12 protein-coding genes and 1 pseudogene are annotated in these 17,173 nt (G+C 65.2%); 5 read left to right on the plus strand and 8 right to left on the minus strand.

The window, feature by feature from the left end:
• Positions 1-3: 3 nt before the first annotated feature.
• The 3 genes and pseudogenes from NLM33_RS09530 to NLM33_RS09540 form a co-directional block, all read right to left on the minus strand.
• Positions 4-1,433: pseudogene (locus NLM33_RS09530) on the minus strand (TIGR01777 family oxidoreductase).
• The gene (locus NLM33_RS09535; RefSeq protein ID WP_254095817.1) at positions 1,430-2,095 is read right to left on the minus strand and encodes a DUF4166 domain-containing protein; all 666 of its coding nucleotides are present in this window, start codon (positions 2,093-2,095) and stop codon (positions 1,430-1,432) included. The pseudogene NLM33_RS09530 and the gene NLM33_RS09535 overlap by 4 nt, the downstream one beginning before the upstream one ends.
• A 16-nt stretch (positions 2,096-2,111) precedes the next feature.
• Entirely contained in the window at positions 2,112-2,669 is a 558-nt protein-coding gene (locus NLM33_RS09540) for a GbsR/MarR family transcriptional regulator (RefSeq protein WP_254095818.1), read from the minus strand.
• A 154-nt stretch (positions 2,670-2,823) separates the two neighbouring features.
• Between NLM33_RS09540 and NLM33_RS09545 the strand changes: the two genes are divergently transcribed.
• Positions 2,824-4,341, plus strand: a complete 1,518-nt coding sequence (locus tag NLM33_RS09545) for a PAS domain-containing sensor histidine kinase (RefSeq protein ID WP_254095819.1) — start codon at positions 2,824-2,826, stop codon at positions 4,339-4,341.
• Between the two features lie 3 nt (positions 4,342-4,344).
• Here the strand turns inward: NLM33_RS09545 and NLM33_RS09550 are convergent, their stop codons facing one another.
• From NLM33_RS09550 to NLM33_RS09565, 4 genes are all read right to left on the minus strand, one after another.
• Positions 4,345-4,644, minus strand: coding sequence for an acylphosphatase (locus NLM33_RS09550; RefSeq protein WP_254095820.1), 300 nt, complete (start codon positions 4,642-4,644; stop codon positions 4,345-4,347).
• Entirely contained in the window at positions 4,641-5,507 is an 867-nt protein-coding gene (locus NLM33_RS09555; RefSeq protein ID WP_254095821.1) for an oxaloacetate decarboxylase, read from the minus strand. Before NLM33_RS09555 ends, NLM33_RS09550 begins: the two co-directional genes overlap by 4 nt.
• Before the next feature lie 149 nt (positions 5,508-5,656).
• Positions 5,657-7,672, minus strand: coding sequence for an acetyl/propionyl/methylcrotonyl-CoA carboxylase subunit alpha (locus tag NLM33_RS09560; RefSeq protein ID WP_254095822.1), 2,016 nt, complete (start codon positions 7,670-7,672; stop codon positions 5,657-5,659).
• Between the two features lie 189 nt (positions 7,673-7,861).
• Positions 7,862-8,932: a putative zinc-binding metallopeptidase gene (locus NLM33_RS09565; protein ID WP_254095823.1), complete on the minus strand. Its 1,071-nt coding sequence runs from the start codon at positions 8,930-8,932 to the stop codon at positions 7,862-7,864.
• 222 nt (positions 8,933-9,154) lie between these two features.
• Between NLM33_RS09565 and NLM33_RS09570 the strand changes: the two genes are divergently transcribed.
• From NLM33_RS09570 to NLM33_RS09585, 4 genes are all read left to right on the plus strand, one after another.
• Entirely contained in the window at positions 9,155-11,620 is a 2,466-nt protein-coding gene (locus NLM33_RS09570) for a PAS domain S-box protein (RefSeq protein WP_254105705.1), read from the plus strand.
• Positions 11,621-11,824: 204 nt separating this feature from the next.
• Positions 11,825-12,265, plus strand: a complete 441-nt coding sequence (locus NLM33_RS09575) for an EamA family transporter (protein ID WP_254095824.1) — start codon at positions 11,825-11,827, stop codon at positions 12,263-12,265.
• A gap of 53 nt (positions 12,266-12,318) precedes the next feature.
• A complete protein-coding gene (locus NLM33_RS09580) occupies positions 12,319-13,578 on the plus strand; it encodes an arsenic transporter (RefSeq protein ID WP_254095825.1) in 1,260 nt (419 codons plus the stop codon).
• A 453-nt stretch (positions 13,579-14,031) separates the two neighbouring features.
• Positions 14,032-15,738 (plus strand): methyl-accepting chemotaxis protein, encoded by a 1,707-nt coding sequence (locus NLM33_RS09585; protein WP_254095826.1) that lies wholly within the window; start codon positions 14,032-14,034, stop codon positions 15,736-15,738.
• A gap of 59 nt (positions 15,739-15,797) precedes the next feature.
• Here NLM33_RS09585 and NLM33_RS09590 read toward each other — a convergent pair whose 3' ends face one another.
• Positions 15,798-17,162, minus strand: coding sequence for an MFS transporter (locus tag NLM33_RS09590; RefSeq protein WP_254095827.1), 1,365 nt, complete (start codon positions 17,160-17,162; stop codon positions 15,798-15,800).
• Positions 17,163-17,173 lie beyond the last annotated feature (11 nt).

A 17,173-nucleotide genomic window follows, 5' to 3' on the forward strand; every position in this document is an offset into this window, starting at 1 on the left:
ACCTCACAAGATCGCATCAAACGCGCTGCGCAGCGTCTCGTGCCTGAAGACGAAGCCGCGGCTCAGCGCCTTGTTCGGCAGCACGCGCTGGCCGCCGAGCAGAAGCTCCTCGGCGAAGCCGCCGCCGATCCGGCGCAGCAGGCCGCCAGGAATGCGAAACACCGCGGGCCGGTGCAGGCGGCGGGCGAGCTCATCAGTGAACTTTGCATTGGTGACCGGGATCGGCGCGGTCGCGTTGATAGGGCCGGCGAGATCGGGTGTCGCGACGACATAGGCGATCAGGCGGATGAGATCGTCGCGCTCGATCCAGGACATCCACTGCCGGCCCGTCCCGAGCGGGCCGCCGAGGCCAAACTCGAACGGCGTCAGCATGCGCGTGATGAAGCCGGTGCCGAGCACGAGGCCAATGCGCAGGTAAATCACGCGAACGCCGAACTCCTCTGCCGGCCGCGCTGCCTTCTCCCAGGCATCGCACAACTCATGGCTGAAGCAGGCGTGCGACTTCGCCGATTCTGTCAGCACCTGGTCGGCCCACAGCCCGTACCAGCCGATCGCGGAGCCACTGACCAGCACGGCCGGCTTGCGCACCAACCGCGCGATCAGCTTCACGACCTCACCGGTCATGTCGATCCGCGACTTGAGAATCTTTGTACGCTTCTCCTCGGTCCACAGCCCGTTGCCAATCGGCTCGCCGGCAAGATTGACGATAGCGTCAATGCCCATGTCCGAGGAAATCTGATCGAGGCTCGTGATCAGCGTCACCGGCGGCGGCAACATCTGAGCCTTCGCCGGATCGCGGATGAGCGCGACGACCTGATGCCCCGCCTCGGCCAGGCTTGCCGCGAGCCAGCTGCCGATGAATCCGGTGGCGCCCGTGATCAACACGGTCTGGCAGCCGGCGAGTTTGTCAACGAGGTCACGCGCGGGGGCGCTGGTCATACGCGCGAGCCGCCTCGTCACGGCAAAGTCGCGCAGGCCGCACAGCGCCGCGCCAACCGCGCAGGCGGTCGCGGCAATGCTGAGGAGACCGTGATAGACGACCGTCGCGCCGAGCGGCTGCATGGCCCAGCCGATCAGGACCGGCAGCAGCAGCACCAGGATGGCGCCGTAGTTGATCGCCAGCAGCGTGTGGTTGATGCGCTCGCTCGGCGGCAGCTTGCGACTCAGATCCTCCTCGCGAAATCCATCAGCGTGATGACGATCTCGGCGATAAGCACCGCGACGATGAGAACGGCAAGCAGCCCATGCACCTCGAGCCAGCCGAGCAACAGGAACAGCAGCGCATAGAGCATGTTGCGCACCGCGTGGAGTTTCAGCTCGAAACGCTGTGACGGCCGCCAGGCAAGGCGTTCTGTGAATTCGTGATGATAGAAGGTATCGAACACCCCCATCACGATCTGGAGGCCAATGAGGGTCCACAACAGCGATGTCATGACACGGCCTCCCTGAACACGGCAGACTGGTGGATCAGCGCGCCGTAACGCGGGTGAGTGACGTCGAGGGTGAAACGGAAGGCGCCCTCGCTGAGATCGCGGTGCGTCACCGTGAGATCGCCGGGCGTCAGCCATTTCGGCAGCGGCAGCCAGAGCCGGCCGATCTGGAGTCCGTAGCCGGCACTGCGAAACTCAAGCACCTCGTCCACGACCGCGATGCGCAGCGCCATCGACACGCCGAAGCCGACATATTCCTCCAGCCCGGTCGGCCCCTCAAACCGCTTAGCGGAGTGGATGACCTGCGGAAATCCATCCCTGCGCGCACAGATGCGCGTCCAGGTCTGGCCGGCGCTCTTCGCGTCCTCGGTGACGGTGACGATCATGGGTACGCCGATGTCGCGGCCGGTCGGCAACGGCCCGCCGATCAGGCGCGCGGCCTGCGCGAACCACCAGCCGAGATCGCTGAAGCTGACCTCGTCGACGACGCCGACATAGACGACGCTGTCGCCGTCGCGTACGCGCTTGGAAAACCTCCGCCAGGTCGCAAGCGGCAGGCGCCCCCAATCCTCATCCGGCAACAGCGCACGGAAGCGGCGATCATCGAGGAATTTGGTGTGAGCGGGGAAGGACGCGTGAGAGCCTGGTAATCTTGCCGACGTCATCGCAACCCCCCTCGCGCTATTTGGCTTTGCCCAGCGGCAGCAGATTTGCGATCTTCTCGCCGAGCTTCATCAACGCGATCAGCCGCGGCCGCGGCACTCTGAGCATCTGCATGAACCAGTGGTCCGCGAGCTCGGTAAAGGCGAGCATCTCCTTCAGCCGCTTGGCTGCGACCGGACTGATCGTCGGATCGTCGGTGGCATCGGAGACGCAGGCCCGCAGGGCCGCAACCGCAGGATCGATCTCCCGCTCCTTGCGCCGTGCCGCGATCCGCGCCGCCACCTCCCAGATGTCGGTCTCCGCCTCGAAATGATCGCGGCGGTCGCCGAGGATCGGCACGCGCCGGATCAAATTCCAGGCCAGAAGCTCCTTGATCGAGTTGGAGACGTTGGACCGCGCCATGCCGAGCGTCTCGGCGATGTCCTCCGCCGTCATTGGCGCTTCCGCGAGATAGAGCAGCCCATGGATCTGGCTGACCGAGCGGTTGACGCCCCACTCGTCTCCCATGTCGCCCCAGTGCAGGATGAAGCGCTCGACGGCGGCAGGCAGTTTCTTCTTACCGGTTGTTTCTGTCATAACAGAAATATCTGACGATATCGATTTCCCGTCAAGGGGAGCAGGCGGGATTTAATCCTGCATACCGTTCCCGGCATTTGCCTAAAAACACCTCAGCCTCCCGGAACAATGTCTGCATTGAGGCGTTTGCCCGGGTCGAGGCTGGGGCCCAGAAATGGCGCAAAAGTACAGACAACAGCGAGACTTGTTCGATAGCGAACGCAGTTTCAGGCTGTTGGTCGAGGGGGTTGCGGACTACGCCCTCTATATGCTCGATCCCACCGGGATCATCACGAGCTGGAACATCGGCGGTCAGCGCATCAAGGGCTATTTGCCCGAGGAGATCGTCGGCCAGCACTTCTCGCGCTTCTATACCGAAATCGACCGCGCCAACGGCAAGCCCGCGCGCGCGCTCAGAATCGCACGAGAACAGGGGCGCTACGAGGAAGAAGGCTGGCGCGTCCGCAAGGACGGCACTTTCTTCTGGGCCAGCGTCGTGATCGATCCGATCTACGAGAATGGCGAGCTCGTCGGCTTTGCCAAGATCACCCGCGACATCACCGAGCGCCGCAACGCCGAGCTCAAGCTCGAGGCGATGCAGAAGCAACTTGCGGAGTCCCAGAAGTTCGATGCGCTCGGCCAGCTCACCGGCGGCGTCGCGCACGACTTCAACAACCTGTTGATGATCATCAGCGGCAGCCTTCACGTTCTCAAGCGGGTCGCCGAGCAGGACGCCAAGCTGGAGCGCGCGATTTCCGCGATCGATACGGCGACCAAGCGGGGCGCCGCGCTCACGGCCCAGCTGCTGACCTTTGCCCGGCGGCAGAGCGTCAATCCCCAGGCGATCCATTTCGGTGAGCGGATCAAGGCGATCCGCGAAGTTCTCCATGCCGGCGTCGGCAGCCCCGTGCGGCTCGCCTTCGACATCGACCGCGAGATCTGGCCGATCAGGGCCGACGTGTCCGAACTCGAGACGGCGCTGCTCAACCTCGTGATCAATGCGCGCGACGCGATGCCCGACGGCGGCACCGTGACGATCGGCGCCCGCAATGTGGTGCTGTCCGAACAGCTTTACGCCGGCGAGTTCGTGGCCATCAGCGTTGCCGACACCGGCCTCGGAATCCCCTCCGACGTGCTCGACAAGATCTTCGAGCCATTCTTCACGACCAAGCCAGTCGGCAAGGGCACCGGGCTCGGCCTGTCCCAGGTGCACGGCTTTGCCCATCAGGCCGGCGGCACCGTGAAAGTGGACAGCGAGCTCGGCAAGGGCACGGCATTCACAATTCTCCTGCCGCGCGAGACGAGCGAACCACAGCGCGAAGCCGCAGCCGCGCCCTCGCGCGGCAGCGGAACCGTGCTGCTGGTCGAGGACAATCCGGACGTCGCGCTGGTCAGCACCACGCTGCTGGAGCAACTTGGCTATCAGGTACGCCGCGTGGCGGACGCCGAGGAGGCGCTGCGCGAGATCGAGCATGACGGCGTCGACTTCGTATTCTCCGACATCGTGATGCCCGGCAAGATGGACGGGCTCACCCTCGCCCATCGCCTGCGCCAGATCCGCCCCGGTCTGCCGATCCTGCTGGCGACCGGCTACAGCGATGCCGCTGCCGGCGTGCGCGGCGATTTCCCGATCCTGCGCAAGCCCTACGAGATCCACGAGCTCAGCGACGCCATCGCCAGGCTGCCGCGGTGAAATCTACACCGTCGGCAGGACCGAGAACGCCTCCCCTGCCCGCCGCAGGTTCAAATCGTCCTCGCCTGCGGTCTCGCTGGTGACGTTGTCGACGCGCGAGGACGGCGGACCATGCCGGCACAAGGCCACCATTTCGGCGACGCGGGTCGGCGCTCCCGCAAACAGCGCCTCCACGCTGCCGTCGCGCCGGTTGCGCACCCAGCCTTCCAGCCCGCTCGCGCTCGCCTGGTATTCGACCCAGGCACGATAGCCGACGCCCTGCACGCGGCCGCGGATCATGACCTGGAGGATGGCTCGGCTCATCTCTTCAACCCGAGGAAATCGGCACTGCGCGCCTTCACGTCGGCCTCGCGCATGATACGGCCGGTCAGCTCCGACGATGCGAGGCCTCTGAGGTCTTTCGGCGGCGTCCCCTCGCGCAGCGCCTTCAGCGTGTCGTAGACCGCCTGCGTTGCCACAGCGATCGGTGCGTGGCCTTGCAGCGCGATGCGCACGCGCTGACCGGCGAGATAGTCGAGCGCGTTCAGCTCGTCGGGCGCGCCGCCCAGCACGATCGGCAGACGCGTCGCCGCTGCGATCGCCTCAAGCTCGGCGCGCGACTTGATGCCGGTGAAGAACAAGGCATCGACGCCGGTTGCCTGATAGGCCTGCGCTCGCTTGATGGTGTCCTCGAGCGAGGTGACCGCGGCGGCGCCCGTGCGGCCCATGATGACCAGCGAGGGATCGCTGCGGCCATCAAGCGCCGCTTTCATTTTGCCGACGCCCTCTTCCAGCGAGATGAGCTGTGTCTTCGCCTCGGCAAAAGCCTGCGGGAGCAGCGTGTCCTCAATGGTGAGGCCGGCGCAGCCCGCGGCCTCCAGCTCCTGCACCGTGCGGCGGACGTTGAGCGCGTTGCCGTAGCCGTGATCGGCATCGACCAGCACCGGCAGCACGGAGGCCCGCGACATCCGCCGCATCTGCTCGGCAAGCTCCGTGAGCGTGATCAGCGCGATGTCGGGATCGCCGAGCACCGCGAGCGAAGCCACCGAGCCGCCGAACATCCCGAGCGGAAAGCCGAGATCCTCGGCAATGCGGATCGAGATCGCGTCATAGACCGAGCCGGGACGGATGCAGCCCTGACCGGTGAGGATCGATCGCAGTTTTTCGCGGCGTTGACGGAAGGCCATGGTTGCTTCGCTCCCAGTTCCTCGTCCTGAGGAGCGCGGAACGCGCGTCTCGAAGGACGAAGGCCCCGCTCTCGGCCTCGCCCTTCAAGACGCGCGCGAAGTGCGCGCTCCTCAGGGTGAGGGTCTACATTTAGAACTGCGCCGCCGCCTCACGCAAACTCCAGGATCAGCGCGTCCACCGCCAGCGTGGCGCCGGCGCTGGCGTGGATCTTCTTCACCGTGCCGTCGCGCTCGGCGCGCAGCACGTTCTGCATCTTCATGGCTTCGACGACCGCAAGCGTCTCGCCGGCCTTGATCTCCTGCCCTTCGGCGACGGCGATCGAGACGACGAGGCCGGGCATCGGACAGAGCAGCTTCTTGCCGGTGTCGGAGGCCGTGGTCACCGGCATCAGCCGCGCGGAGGACGCTTCCGTCTCGGTCCAGACATAGACCTGCACCTCGACGCCTTGATGGGCGAGCCGCATGCCGTTCGGGATCGGCCTCGCCTGCACGGCGATGAAGTGGCCGTCGATCGTGCCCTGCCAGACCGGTTCGCCCGGCTTCCAAGGCGACTCCAGGAGATGGGTATTGCCCGCCTTGCCCTCGGCATCGAGGAAACGCACGGCGATCGCCTCGCCTTCGCGCGCGATCTCGAGTGCGATCTCCTCGCGGTCGAGCCACACCGCGCGGCGACGCTCGCGCTGCACGACGCGGCCGCCGAGCTGGCCGGAAATCTGTCGCTTGCGCTCTCCCAACACGTGATCGATGGCGGCACCGACGGCGGCGATCCGCCGTGCGACCTCGCCTTCAGGCACCCGCGCCGAAAAACCCTTCGGGAATTCCTCGGCGATGAATCCGGTCGACAGCCGTCCCTCGCGCCAGCGCGGATGGTTCATCAGCGCGGACAGGAACGGAATGTTGTGGCGGATGCCGTCGACATAGAACGCATCGAGCGCGGTCGCCTGCGCCTCGATGGCGGCGGCGCGCGAGGGCGCATGGGTGACGAGCTTGGCGATCATCGGATCGTAGTGGATCGAGATCTCGCCGCCCTCCTGCACGCCGGTGTCGTTGCGCACGGTGATGCCGTCTTTGCTTAGCTCCGCCGGCGGGCGGTACTTCACGAGGCGCCCGATCGAGGGCAGGAAATTGCGGAAGGGGTCTTCGGCGTAGAGACGCGATTCCACCGCCCAACCGGTCAGCGCGACGTCCTTCTGCGCGATGGTGAGCTTTTCGCCGGCGGCGACCCGGATCATCTGCTCGACGAGATCGATACCGGTGACGAGCTCGGTCACGGGATGCTCGACCTGGAGGCGGGTGTTCATCTCCAGGAAATAGAAGCTCTTGTCCTGGCCCGCGACGAATTCGACGGTGCCGGCGGAATCGTAGTTCACGGCCTTCGCCAGCGCGACCGCCTGCTCGCCCATCTTGCGGCGCGTGGTCTCGTCGAGCAGCGGCGACGGTGCCTCCTCGATGACCTTCTGGTTGCGGCGCTGGATCGAGCATTCGCGCTCGCCGAGATAGATCACGTTGCCATGCTTGTCGCCCAGCACCTGGATCTCGATGTGGCGGGGATCGACGATGAATTTTTCGACGAACACCCGATCGTCGCCGAACGAGGCCTTGGCTTCGGCTTTGGCCAGATTGAAGCCTTCGGCGACCTCGCTCTTCGAATGCGCGATGCGCATGCCCTTGCCACCGCCGCCGGCGGACGCCTTGATCATCACGGGATAGCCGATCTCGTCGGCTATGCGCACCGCTTGCTTGTCGTCTTCGATGACGCCGAGATAGCCGGGCACGGTCGAGACTTTTGCCTTGGCGGCCGCCTTCTTGGACTCGATCTTGTCGCCCATCGCCGCGATCGCGCCGGGGTTCGGGCCGATGAAGACGATACCGGCCGCCTCCAGCGCGCGCGGAAACGCCTCGCGCTCGGACAGGAAGCCGTAGCCGGGATGCACGGCCTGCGCCCCCGTCTTGCGGCAGGCCTCGACGATCTTCTCGATCACCAGATAGCTCTCGGCCGCGGCCGGTGGTCCGATCAGGACCGCCTCGTCGGCCATCTCGACATGCAGGGCATCGCGGTCGGCCTCGGAATAGACCGCAACCGTCTCAATTCCCATCCGGCGGGCAGTCTTGATGACCCGGCAGGCGATTTCGCCGCGATTGGCGATCAGAATGCGCTTGAACATGCTTTTCTTGGTTCTTCGACCTTGGGCGGGACCCATCCCTCACCCGTTCGGGCCGATGGGACAGGCCGTGATGTGTCCGTGGTACAGCAAAATCGGCCGGAGGCAACGGTCTAAATCCGCACCCCGCCCTGGCGTACCAGCGACGCGCGCCGGCCTTATCGCCTCGCCAAAGCCGGCCTTATCGATCCCCTATCGACTGCCGGCTTTGGTCGCACCCCGCACCAGCTCGTGGACAAAGCCCAGCTTCCCGATCACCGCGGGTGACAGGATGAAGGGATAGAGGTCGCGGGCGCCCATCGCCCGGTTGACGCTGTTGATGGCAAAGGTGAAGGGCAGCCACGCGTTGACGAGCTTCTCGACGTCCGCTGCCATGTAGGGGTTGAAGCGGATGCGCGCCGTCAGCTCGCCGTCCCGATCGATCCTGGGACGCACCTCCATGCCGAATTCGGCGGCCATCTCCAGGGTGTCGACGATGTGGAGGTAGTGCGCCCAGGTCTCGGCGAAATCCTCCCAGGGATGCGTGGTCGCGTAGGCGGAGACATAGCTCTGCTGCCAGTCCGGCGGCGGCCCCTCCGCATAGTGGCGCTGGAGCGCCTGCCCATAGTCGATCTGCTCGTCGCCGAACATCGCGCGGAATTCGTCGAGCTTGCCGCCGCCCCGCACCAGCACGTCCCAGAAATAGTGCCCGACCTCGTGGCGGAAATGGCCGAGCAGCGTCCGGTATGGCTCGCCCATCTCGAGCCTGCGCCGCTCGCGTTCGATATCGTTGGCTTCCGTCAGCGCGATCGTGATCAGGCCGTTGTCGTGGCCGGTCATGATCCGCTGGCCGCTGTAGGGATCATCGGCAAGGAAGTTGAAGATCAGCCCGTGCGCGGGATCCTCTGCCCGCGTCGTCAGCGGCAGCTTCCAGCGCGAGAGCGAATAGAACAACCGGTGCTTGGCCACCTCGAGCTCGCGCCAGCCGGCAAGCTGCGTCGGATCGGACAGGTCGGGCACCGTGCCGTTGTGCCGGCAGGCGCGGCAGTAGAGATCGCTGCTGCCGGGCTCGGTCAGCCAGTTGCAGGCGTCGAACTCGGCATTGGCGCACAGCATGCGGCCCTTGCCCTTGTCGGCCAGCGTCGCCCAGGCCGTCCCGTCGGGCTCGATCGCGGAGAGCATCTCCTTCTCGGGGAGGAAGGCAACCCGGTGGCCGCAGCGTTCGCAGGCGCGGTTCTCGAAATAGAGGACGTTGCTGCAGGCCTGGCAGACAAATAACTTCAAGGTTTACATCCCCCGGTAGAAGTCTCGTGAGCCTATCTTGAATTCGATCTTGGGCCCGGCGACGACGCTTCGCGACGTTAATCGTTCCTGCGGACGGAACAAAATCCTCTGGCGCGACGTTGGTCCGCCGTCCACACTTCCCCGACATCATTCTCCACCGTCCGATCGTTGCAATGGGTAGCCATCGCGCCCGGTCTGTGTGAGTATTGCTCGGGCACGTGCATCACAGCGGCCGACGCCTTGAACGATCCTTTACCCGAGACCATCGCCGCCGAAAGGCTGCGCCAGCATCTGGAGGAGATCGCCCGCGAGCGCGACAACGCCTATCGCGCCTTGCAGGAGCGTGAGGCCGAGCTTGCGCGCATCCAGCGTATTGCCGGCGTCGGCGGCCTGGAGATCGATTTCCGCGGCGGCGTCAGGAACCGCCGCACCCCCGAATATCTCCTGATCCACGGCCTGCCGCCGGAGGCGGCCAGCGAGACCTACGAAGACTGGGTCGGCCGCATCCATCCGGAGGACCGCGAGCGGACAATCCAGCACCTCTTCGGCATACTCAAGAGCGGGGGCGAAGATTACTCCGACACCTACCGCATCAATCGCCCCAGCGACGGCGAGGTGCGCTGGATCCGTGTCGTCGGCAAGATCGAGCGCGATGCGGGCGGCCGCGCGGTACGGCTGGTCGGCGCAGACCTCGACGTCACCGACCAGATGCTGGCGCAGGCGACGTTGCGGGAAAGCGAGGAACGCTTCCGCCTGATCGCCGATAGTGCGCCGGTGCCGATCTGGGTCACCAAGCTCGACCGCAAGCGCTCCTTCGCCAACCAGGCCTATGTCGACTTCCTCGGCCTGCCCTTCGAGGAGGCGATCGATTTCGACTGGCGCAAGGTGCTGCACCCGGACGACCTTCCGCAGGTGCTGCAGCAATCCGTGCAGGGCGAAGCCTCGTTAAAGCCCTTCGTGCTGGAAGCCCGCTACAGGCGCGCCGACGGCCAGTGGCGCTGGCTGCGCTCGGAATCGCAGCCGCGCTGGGACCCCAACGGCAAGCATATCGGCTTCATCGGCGTCGCCCACGACATCACCGCCGCCAAGCAGGCCGAGATCGAGCTCAGGCAACTCAACGAAACGCTGGAAGAGCGCATCACGGAGCGCACCTCACAGCTCGAAGCCAACGAGGCCCGGCTGCGGGCGATCCTGGAAACCAGCAACCAATACCAGGGCCTGCTCAACCTCGAAGGCGAGGTGCTCTACGCCAACACTACGGCGCTCGCCGGCATCCGCGCCGCGCCACGAGACGTCATCGGAAAGCCGTTCTGGGACACGCCGTGGTTCACCGCGACCGAGGGCATGTCGACGATGGTCCGCAACGCCTTCGATACGGTCCTGACGGGCGAAGCGGTGCGGATGGAGATGCTGCTCCGCCTCCCCATCGGCGAGCGCTGGTTCGATTTCAGCATCCGCCCCCTGCTCGACCAGCACGGCAAGATCTCCGGCGCCGTGCCCGAAGCCGTCGACATCACCGAGCGCCGCCGCGGCGAGGAGGCGCTGCGCCAGTCGCAGAAGATGGAGGCGATCGGCCAGCTCACCGGCGGCGTCGCGCATGATTTCAACAATCTCCTCACCATCATCCGCTCGGCGACCGACTTCTTGCGCCGGCGCGAGCTGCCGGAGGAACGGCGGCGACGCTATGTCGATGCGATCTCCGAGACGGTCGAGCGCGCCTCGAACCTGACGGCGCAGCTGCTCGCCTTTGCGCGGCGACAGCCCTTGAAGCCGCAGATCTTCAACGTCGGTACGCAGGTCGAAAGCGTGGCGCAACTGGTACGACCGCTGGTCGGCGGCCGCATCGAGATCGCGGTCGACGTGCACGATCTCGACTGCTTCACCATCGCCGACATCGCGCAGTTCGAGACCGCGCTGATCAACCTTGCCATCAACGCACGCGATGCGATGAAGGACGAGGGACGCCTGACCATCGCGGTCCGCAAGCTCAAGGGCATCCCTGCCTTGCGCACACAATCCGCGCGCAGCGGCGATTTCGTCGCGATCTCGGTCCACGACACCGGCTCGGGTATCGCGCCGGAAAATCTCGAGGCGATCTTCGAGCCGTTCTTCACCACCAAGGAGGTCGGCAAGGGCACCGGGCTCGGCCTCAGCCAGGCCTTCGGCTTCGCCAAGCAGTCCGAGGGCGACATCGCGGTCGAGAGCAACGTCGGACACGGCGCGACCTTCACGATCTATCTGCCGCAGGCACCGAGCCCCAACCTGGCCACGGCAGCAGCATCGCTGATGAGCGAGCCTGCCGCCACGGGGCGCGGCTATCGCGTGCTGGTGGTCGAGGACAATGACGACGTCGGGCGCTTCTCCACCGAACTGCTCGAAGACCTCGGCTATGTCGTGCGCCGTGTCGCCAACGCCAACGCCGCGCTGGCGATCCTCGGCGAGAACGAATTCGCCGTCGATCTCGTGTTCTCCGACGTCATCATGCCGGGCATGAACGGCGTCGAGCTCGCCGGCGTGATCCGCGAGCGCTATCCGGGCCTGCCGGTGGTGCTCACCTCCGGCTACAGCAACGTGCTCGCCGAAAGCGCCCATCGCGGCTTCGAGCTGATCCAGAAGCCGTATTCGGTCGAGTCCCTCTCGCGCATCCTGCGCAAGGCGATGGCGGAAAAGGTCCCGATGGCGAGGTGAGCGGAGGCCACAAAACACAATGTCGTCCCGGCGACGGCCGGGACCCATAACCACAGGATTGTGTTTGGCGAAGAACGACGACCAGTGTGCCCCAAGAAACATTCCGCGGTATGGGTCCCGGCCTTCGCCGGGACGACAGTGGAGTGTTTGGCCGCTGTGCCCCTCATCACCACAAGTGAAAAGCAACGCATCAGGCAGCATGACATGAAACCCGCCCTCCTCTCCGCCTGGCAGACCTGGGCGTTGCTCTCCGCCAGCTTTGCCGCGCTGACTGCGATCTTCGCAAAGGTCGGCGTCGAGAACATCAACCCGGATCTTGCAACCTTCATCCGCACCATCGTGGTGCTGCTGGCTTTCTCAGTACTGTTGTTCCTCACCGGCCAATTCGCGGTACCCTCGGCAGTCTCGTCAAAGACCTGGCTGTTCCTGATCCTGTCGGGGCTGGCCACCGGGGCATCCTGGCTGTGCTATTTCCGCGCGCTGAAGCTCGGGCCGGCGACGCTGGTCGCGCCGATCGACAAGCTCAGCGTCGTGCTGGTGGCGCTGTTCGCCTTCGCCTTTCTCGGCGAGCGTCCGACCGCGCAGGGCTGGATCGGCATTGCCATGATCGGCGCCGGCGCGGTGCTGCTGGCGGTGAAGCTCTGAGCTTGAGGACTCGCGGACGGAGCGGATAGTCAGGCGCGACGAGGAGACAGATATTGCCGATCGCGCCGCATGACGCCTTTTGGGCCTGGAGCATCATCGTCGCCGCGACGGCAGGCGTCATCATCCGCCCGTTTCGCCTGCCCGAGGCGATCTGGGCGGTGGCAGGCGCCGCGGCGCTGGTGCTGTTCGGCTTCCTGAGCCGGGATGACGCGCTGACCGGCCTCGAAAAGGGCATCGACGTCTATCTGTTCCTGATCGGCATGATGCTGATCGCCGAGCTCGCCCGGCTCGAAGGCCTGTTCGACTATCTCGCGGCCCTCGCCGTCGAATATGCCCGGGGCTCGCCGCAGCGCCTGTTTCTGCTGATCTACCTCGTCGGCACGCTGGTGACAGTGTTCCTGTCGAACGACGCGACCGCGATCGTGTTGACCCCGGCGGTCTACGCGGCAACACGGGCTGCCGGCGCGGCGCCGCTGCCTTATCTGTTCGTCTGCGCCTTCATTGCCAACGCCGCGAGCTTCGTGCTGCCGATCTCGAACCCCGCCAATCTCGTGGTGTTCGGCGCGCACATGCCGCATCTGACCGAATGGCTCCGCCTGTTCGCGCTGCCCTCGCTCGCCTCGATCGTGCTCACTTACGTCGTTCTTCGCCTCACCCAGCATCGCGCGCTGAAGGAGGAGATCATCGAGCGCCGCGTGCCGCACAAGGTGCTCAGCCGCGGCGGCAAGCTGACCGCCATCGGCATTGCCGCGATCGGCGTCGTGCTGATCACGGCTTCCGCGCTTGACAAGCCGCTCGGCCTGCCCACCTTCATCTGCGGCGCGGTGACGACCGGCCTCGTCCTCCTGCTCAGCCGCCAGTCGCCCGTGCCGGTGCTCAAGCATGTGTCATGGAGCGTGCTACCGCTGGTCGGCGGGCTTTTCGTCATGGTGGAAGCGCTGATCAAGACCGGCGTGATCGGCCATCTCAGCGCGCTGCTGCATGAGGCTGTCGAACAGTCCGTGCCCAAGGCCGCCTGGAGCGTCGGGATCGCGACTGCGATCGCCACCAACATCGCCAACAACCTGCCGGTCGGGCTGGTCGCCGGATCAATCGTGGCCAGCGATCACCTGCCCACGTCAGTCGTCAGCGCCATCCTGATCGGCGTCGACCTGGGACCGAATTTCTCGATCACCGGCTCGCTGGCCACCATCCTGTGGCTGGTGGCACTGCGCCGCGAGAAGATCGAGGTCGGCGCCTGGCCATTCCTGAAGCTCGGTCTGCTCGTCACGCCGCCCGCCCTGATTGCGGCGCTCGCGGCCGCGATCAGGTGAACGTGGTCAGTCGTTCTCGCAGCCCCGAGGCATGACGAGATGAGGCTCGGCACGAGGCCTCAACAAAAACATCGAAAACAACCCCATGCAAAGTAGCCGACGACTGTCCGCGTTACGTCATACGAATTTTCCGAACTTCATTTGACACGTCGGGCAAATCAGGGGCACAATGCCATCATCGACGCAAGACACGGCGGCTCGCCCGAGCGGAGCCATCAGCGCCCTCAACAACCTGACCGTCGCTCCCATTGCCGCATCGATCGCGGCGAGCGATCACGGCCTGCGCCCGTCGTCAGCGCCACCCTCGGTTTCGCCTGGGAAACTAGTAGACTTCCGGTGTTCCATCTTAACCAATTATGGACCGGACTGCGACAAAAGTTCGCACAGCTCAGCGACTACGGCCTGGGGTGGACGCTGATCAACATTCCAACCAATCGCATAGACGGAAGAAGCATGCATTTTCTCGGCCGTTTTCGTATCTTGCCTAAAATTCTCGCCATTGTCCTCCTGCTCGCCGCGACGATGGCGGCACTGTCATACGTCGCCATCACGGCACTCTCGGCGCAGAACGAAAACGCCGAGAAAATGGCAGTAGCCGCCACGCGCTCCCTCCAAGCAGCGCGCGCCCGCCAGCGGGTGATCGCGATGAACCGTGCCGAATTCCGCGGCGCGCTTGACCCGACCGGCGAGAACCGAAGCGCCGCCAGAAAGGTCCTCGAAGAGCAACTCGCGCAGTTTCACGAGCTGATGGACTCGGTCAGCAAGACGACCGACAGCAAGGTCCAGGCGATGCTGCCCGGCGTGCAACAATCGCTGTCCGCCTACGAACAGACGATGAAGCAGTCGATGGCTGCAACCGACGCGGCCGCGTCACAGAAGATTACGGAAACCGCCGAGAAACTCCGCGAAACCGTCATGACGAGCCGCGCTGCGGCGGAGAAGCTGTCGGCCGACATCACGGCCGTGGCGGACCGGCTCGATGAGAGGGTCCAGGAGTTCTCCCGGAAGACCTCGGACGAATATGCCTCGACGTCGCGGACGCTGATCGTGATCTCGGTCACGAGCGTGCTGGCCGGGACTCTGGTCGGCTTCCTGATCGGCCAGTTCGGCATCGCCGGGCCGATTCGCTCCATTGTCGCCCTGCTTCAGCAGCTGGCGGCCGGCCGCTACGACATCGACATCCACAGTAGCGACCGCAACGACGAGGTCGGTGAAGTTGCCAAGACAGCCCTGGCATTCAAGGAAAATGGCCTCGCCAAATTGCGCATGGAAGCGGAAGCAAAGGAATCCGAGGCACGCGCCGCCACGCAACGCAAGGCGGACATGGTTCAGCTTGCGAACAGTTTCGAGACCGCCGTCGGCGAGATTGTCGACACCGTGTCGTCCGCATCCACCGAGCTGGAAGCCTCCGCCGGCACGCTGACGACGAGTGCCGGTCACTCCCAGCAGCTTGCGACCACCGTTGCGGCAGCTTCGGAACAGGCCTCCGCGAACGTGCAATCGGTCGCTTCGGCGACCGAGGAGCTGTCCTCGTCGGTCGGCGAAATCAGCCGCCAGGTGCAGGAATCTGCACGCATGGCCGGCGACGCCGTCGGTCAGGCGCGCGCGACCACTGAACGCGTGAGCGAACTATCGAAGGCGGCAACGCGGATCAGCGACGTGGTCGAGCTGATCAATACCATCGCCAGCCAGACTAATCTGCTTGCACTGAACGCGACCATCGAAGCCGCACGCGCCGGCGAGGCGGGTCGCGGCTTTGCCGTGGTTGCCTCCGAGGTGAAGGCCCTCGCCGAGCAGACCGCGAAAGCGACCGACGAGATCAGCCAGCAGATTTCGGGCATCCAGGCCGCGACCCAGGACTCGGTCGCGTCGATCAAGGAAATCTCCGGGACGATCGAAAGGCTGTCCGAAGTATCGTCGGCCATTGCGGCTGCCGTGGAGGAACAGGGCGCGGCAACGCAGGAAATCTCTCGCAACGTGCAGCAGGCGGCCCAAGGTACCCACGAGGTGTCCACCAATATCGGCTCCGTGCAACGCGGCGCCGCCGAAACCGGTTCGGCGTCGTCGCAGGTTCTCTCGGCCGCTCAATCGCTGGCCTCGGATAGCAACCGCCTCAAGCTCGAGGTCGGTCGCTTCCTGAGTTCGGTGCGCGCCGCCTGACGGCACCGCCGTGAGGTCGAACGAGGCGCCTTGCCCGCCGCCTCGTTTACTCAGATCCGTCAGTCGTTGTCGTAGCCGTAGACCTCCGGCAGGATGAAGATCGCAGCCAACAGGCCGATCAGCGGGAAGATCGCGACGAACAACGTGGCGTTCGCCTGCCCGATCGCCGAGAACAGCGCGGGGAACAGGAAGATCGCCAGGAACGACGGCAGCTTCACGAACATGTAGGCGAAGCCGCTCGCGGTGCCGCGATACTTCGGCTTGGCGACCATGGTCGGGATCGTCATGCAGTTCGAGGCGTCCCAGTAATGGCCCCAGAGCATGGCCGCCGCTGCGAACGGCAGCAGGATCTTGTTGTCGGTGTACAGCGCGAAGGCCGCGACCAGCAGCGAGGCCAGGACGATGGAGAAGCCGGCGATCGCGATGCCGCGATGGCCGAGCTTCGGCGTCAGCAGCGGCCCGACCCAGCCCGAGAGTCCGGCGAAGCAGAACAGCGCCATCGTCACCAGATTGTTGCCGAGGATGGACGACACGCCAACCATCACGAACAGCACGGGCAGGTAGAACGCGAAGGTCGAGAACTCGCTTCCTTGCGCGAACCAGGCGATCCAGCCATAGATCGTGGCGCGCCAGCGGATCGGATCCTTCCTGAGGTCGGCGAGGAAGGCGCTGGTGCGGACCTTCGGTACCACCACGTCCTGGTTCGGCAGCATGTCGAGATCGTCGTTGAACATCTCGCGCGCGACCTGCTTGGCCTCGCGGAAACGCCCCTTCTGCACCAGCCAGACCGCCGTCTCCGGCACGTCGTGCCGCATGATCAGGATGATCAGCGCGGGCACTGCGCCGAGGCCGAGCGTCACGCGCCACAGCATCTCGTGCTGCATGTCGATCAGCAGGAAGATCACGATGACGCCGATGGTGAGGACTTCACCGACCGCGAACATGAACTGCCAGCGGTTGCCCATGACCTCGCGCTCGCCCTTGGCCATGGATTCCATGATGTAGGTGTAGCCGGTCGAGATGTCGGAGCCGAGCGGCACGCCGAGCAGGAAGCGGACCACGACGAGCCAGCCGACGCTGGGCACGAAGGCCTGCGCCAGCGCCAGCACGATGAACATGACCATCGTGATCAGGAACATCACGCGGCGGCCGATCTTGTCGGAGAGCCAGCCGCCGAGCAGCGCGCCGATCAGGGCGCCGCCCTGCGTGCCGGCCGCGGCAAGACCGAGCATCAGAGGATCGGGGTTGTACTGCTCGCGGATGAAGATCAGCACGAAGGCGATCGAATAGAGATCCCAGGCCTCGACCAGGATCGAGGCCATCATCAGCCAGCCGACCTTGTTGCCCTTGGGGCTGTAGTTGGTGATGAGGTAGCGGACCGCGGCCTCGCTCGCGGTCTCCTGTGGCACGGCCATCGTTGACATGTTCTGGTTCT

It is taken from the genome of Bradyrhizobium sp. CCGUVB1N3, assembly GCF_024199925.1.
Lineage (GTDB): Bacteria > Pseudomonadota > Alphaproteobacteria > Rhizobiales > Xanthobacteraceae > Bradyrhizobium.

Coding starts and splice junctions, on each gene's coding strand:
- NLM33_RS09555 (WP_254095821.1), bottom strand. CDS start 5,507: ATGGCCTTCCGTCAACGCCGCGAAAAACTGCGATCGATCCTCACCGGT.
- NLM33_RS09585 (WP_254095826.1), top strand. CDS start 14,032: ATGCATTTTCTCGGCCGTTTTCGTATCTTGCCTAAAATTCTCGCCATT.
- NLM33_RS09545 (WP_254095819.1), top strand. CDS start 2,824: ATGGCGCAAAAGTACAGACAACAGCGAGACTTGTTCGATAGCGAACGC.
- NLM33_RS09560 (WP_254095822.1), bottom strand. CDS start 7,672: ATGTTCAAGCGCATTCTGATCGCCAATCGCGGCGAAATCGCCTGCCGG.
- NLM33_RS09535 (WP_254095817.1), bottom strand. CDS start 2,095: ATGACGTCGGCAAGATTACCAGGCTCTCACGCGTCCTTCCCCGCTCAC.
- NLM33_RS09550 (WP_254095820.1), bottom strand. CDS start 4,644: ATGAGCCGAGCCATCCTCCAGGTCATGATCCGCGGCCGCGTGCAGGGC.
- NLM33_RS09590 (WP_254095827.1), bottom strand. CDS start 17,162: ATGTCAACGATGGCCGTGCCACAGGAGACCGCGAGCGAGGCCGCGGTC.
- NLM33_RS09575 (WP_254095824.1), top strand. CDS start 11,825: ATGAAACCCGCCCTCCTCTCCGCCTGGCAGACCTGGGCGTTGCTCTCC.
- NLM33_RS09540 (WP_254095818.1), bottom strand. CDS start 2,669: ATGACAGAAACAACCGGTAAGAAGAAACTGCCTGCCGCCGTCGAGCGC.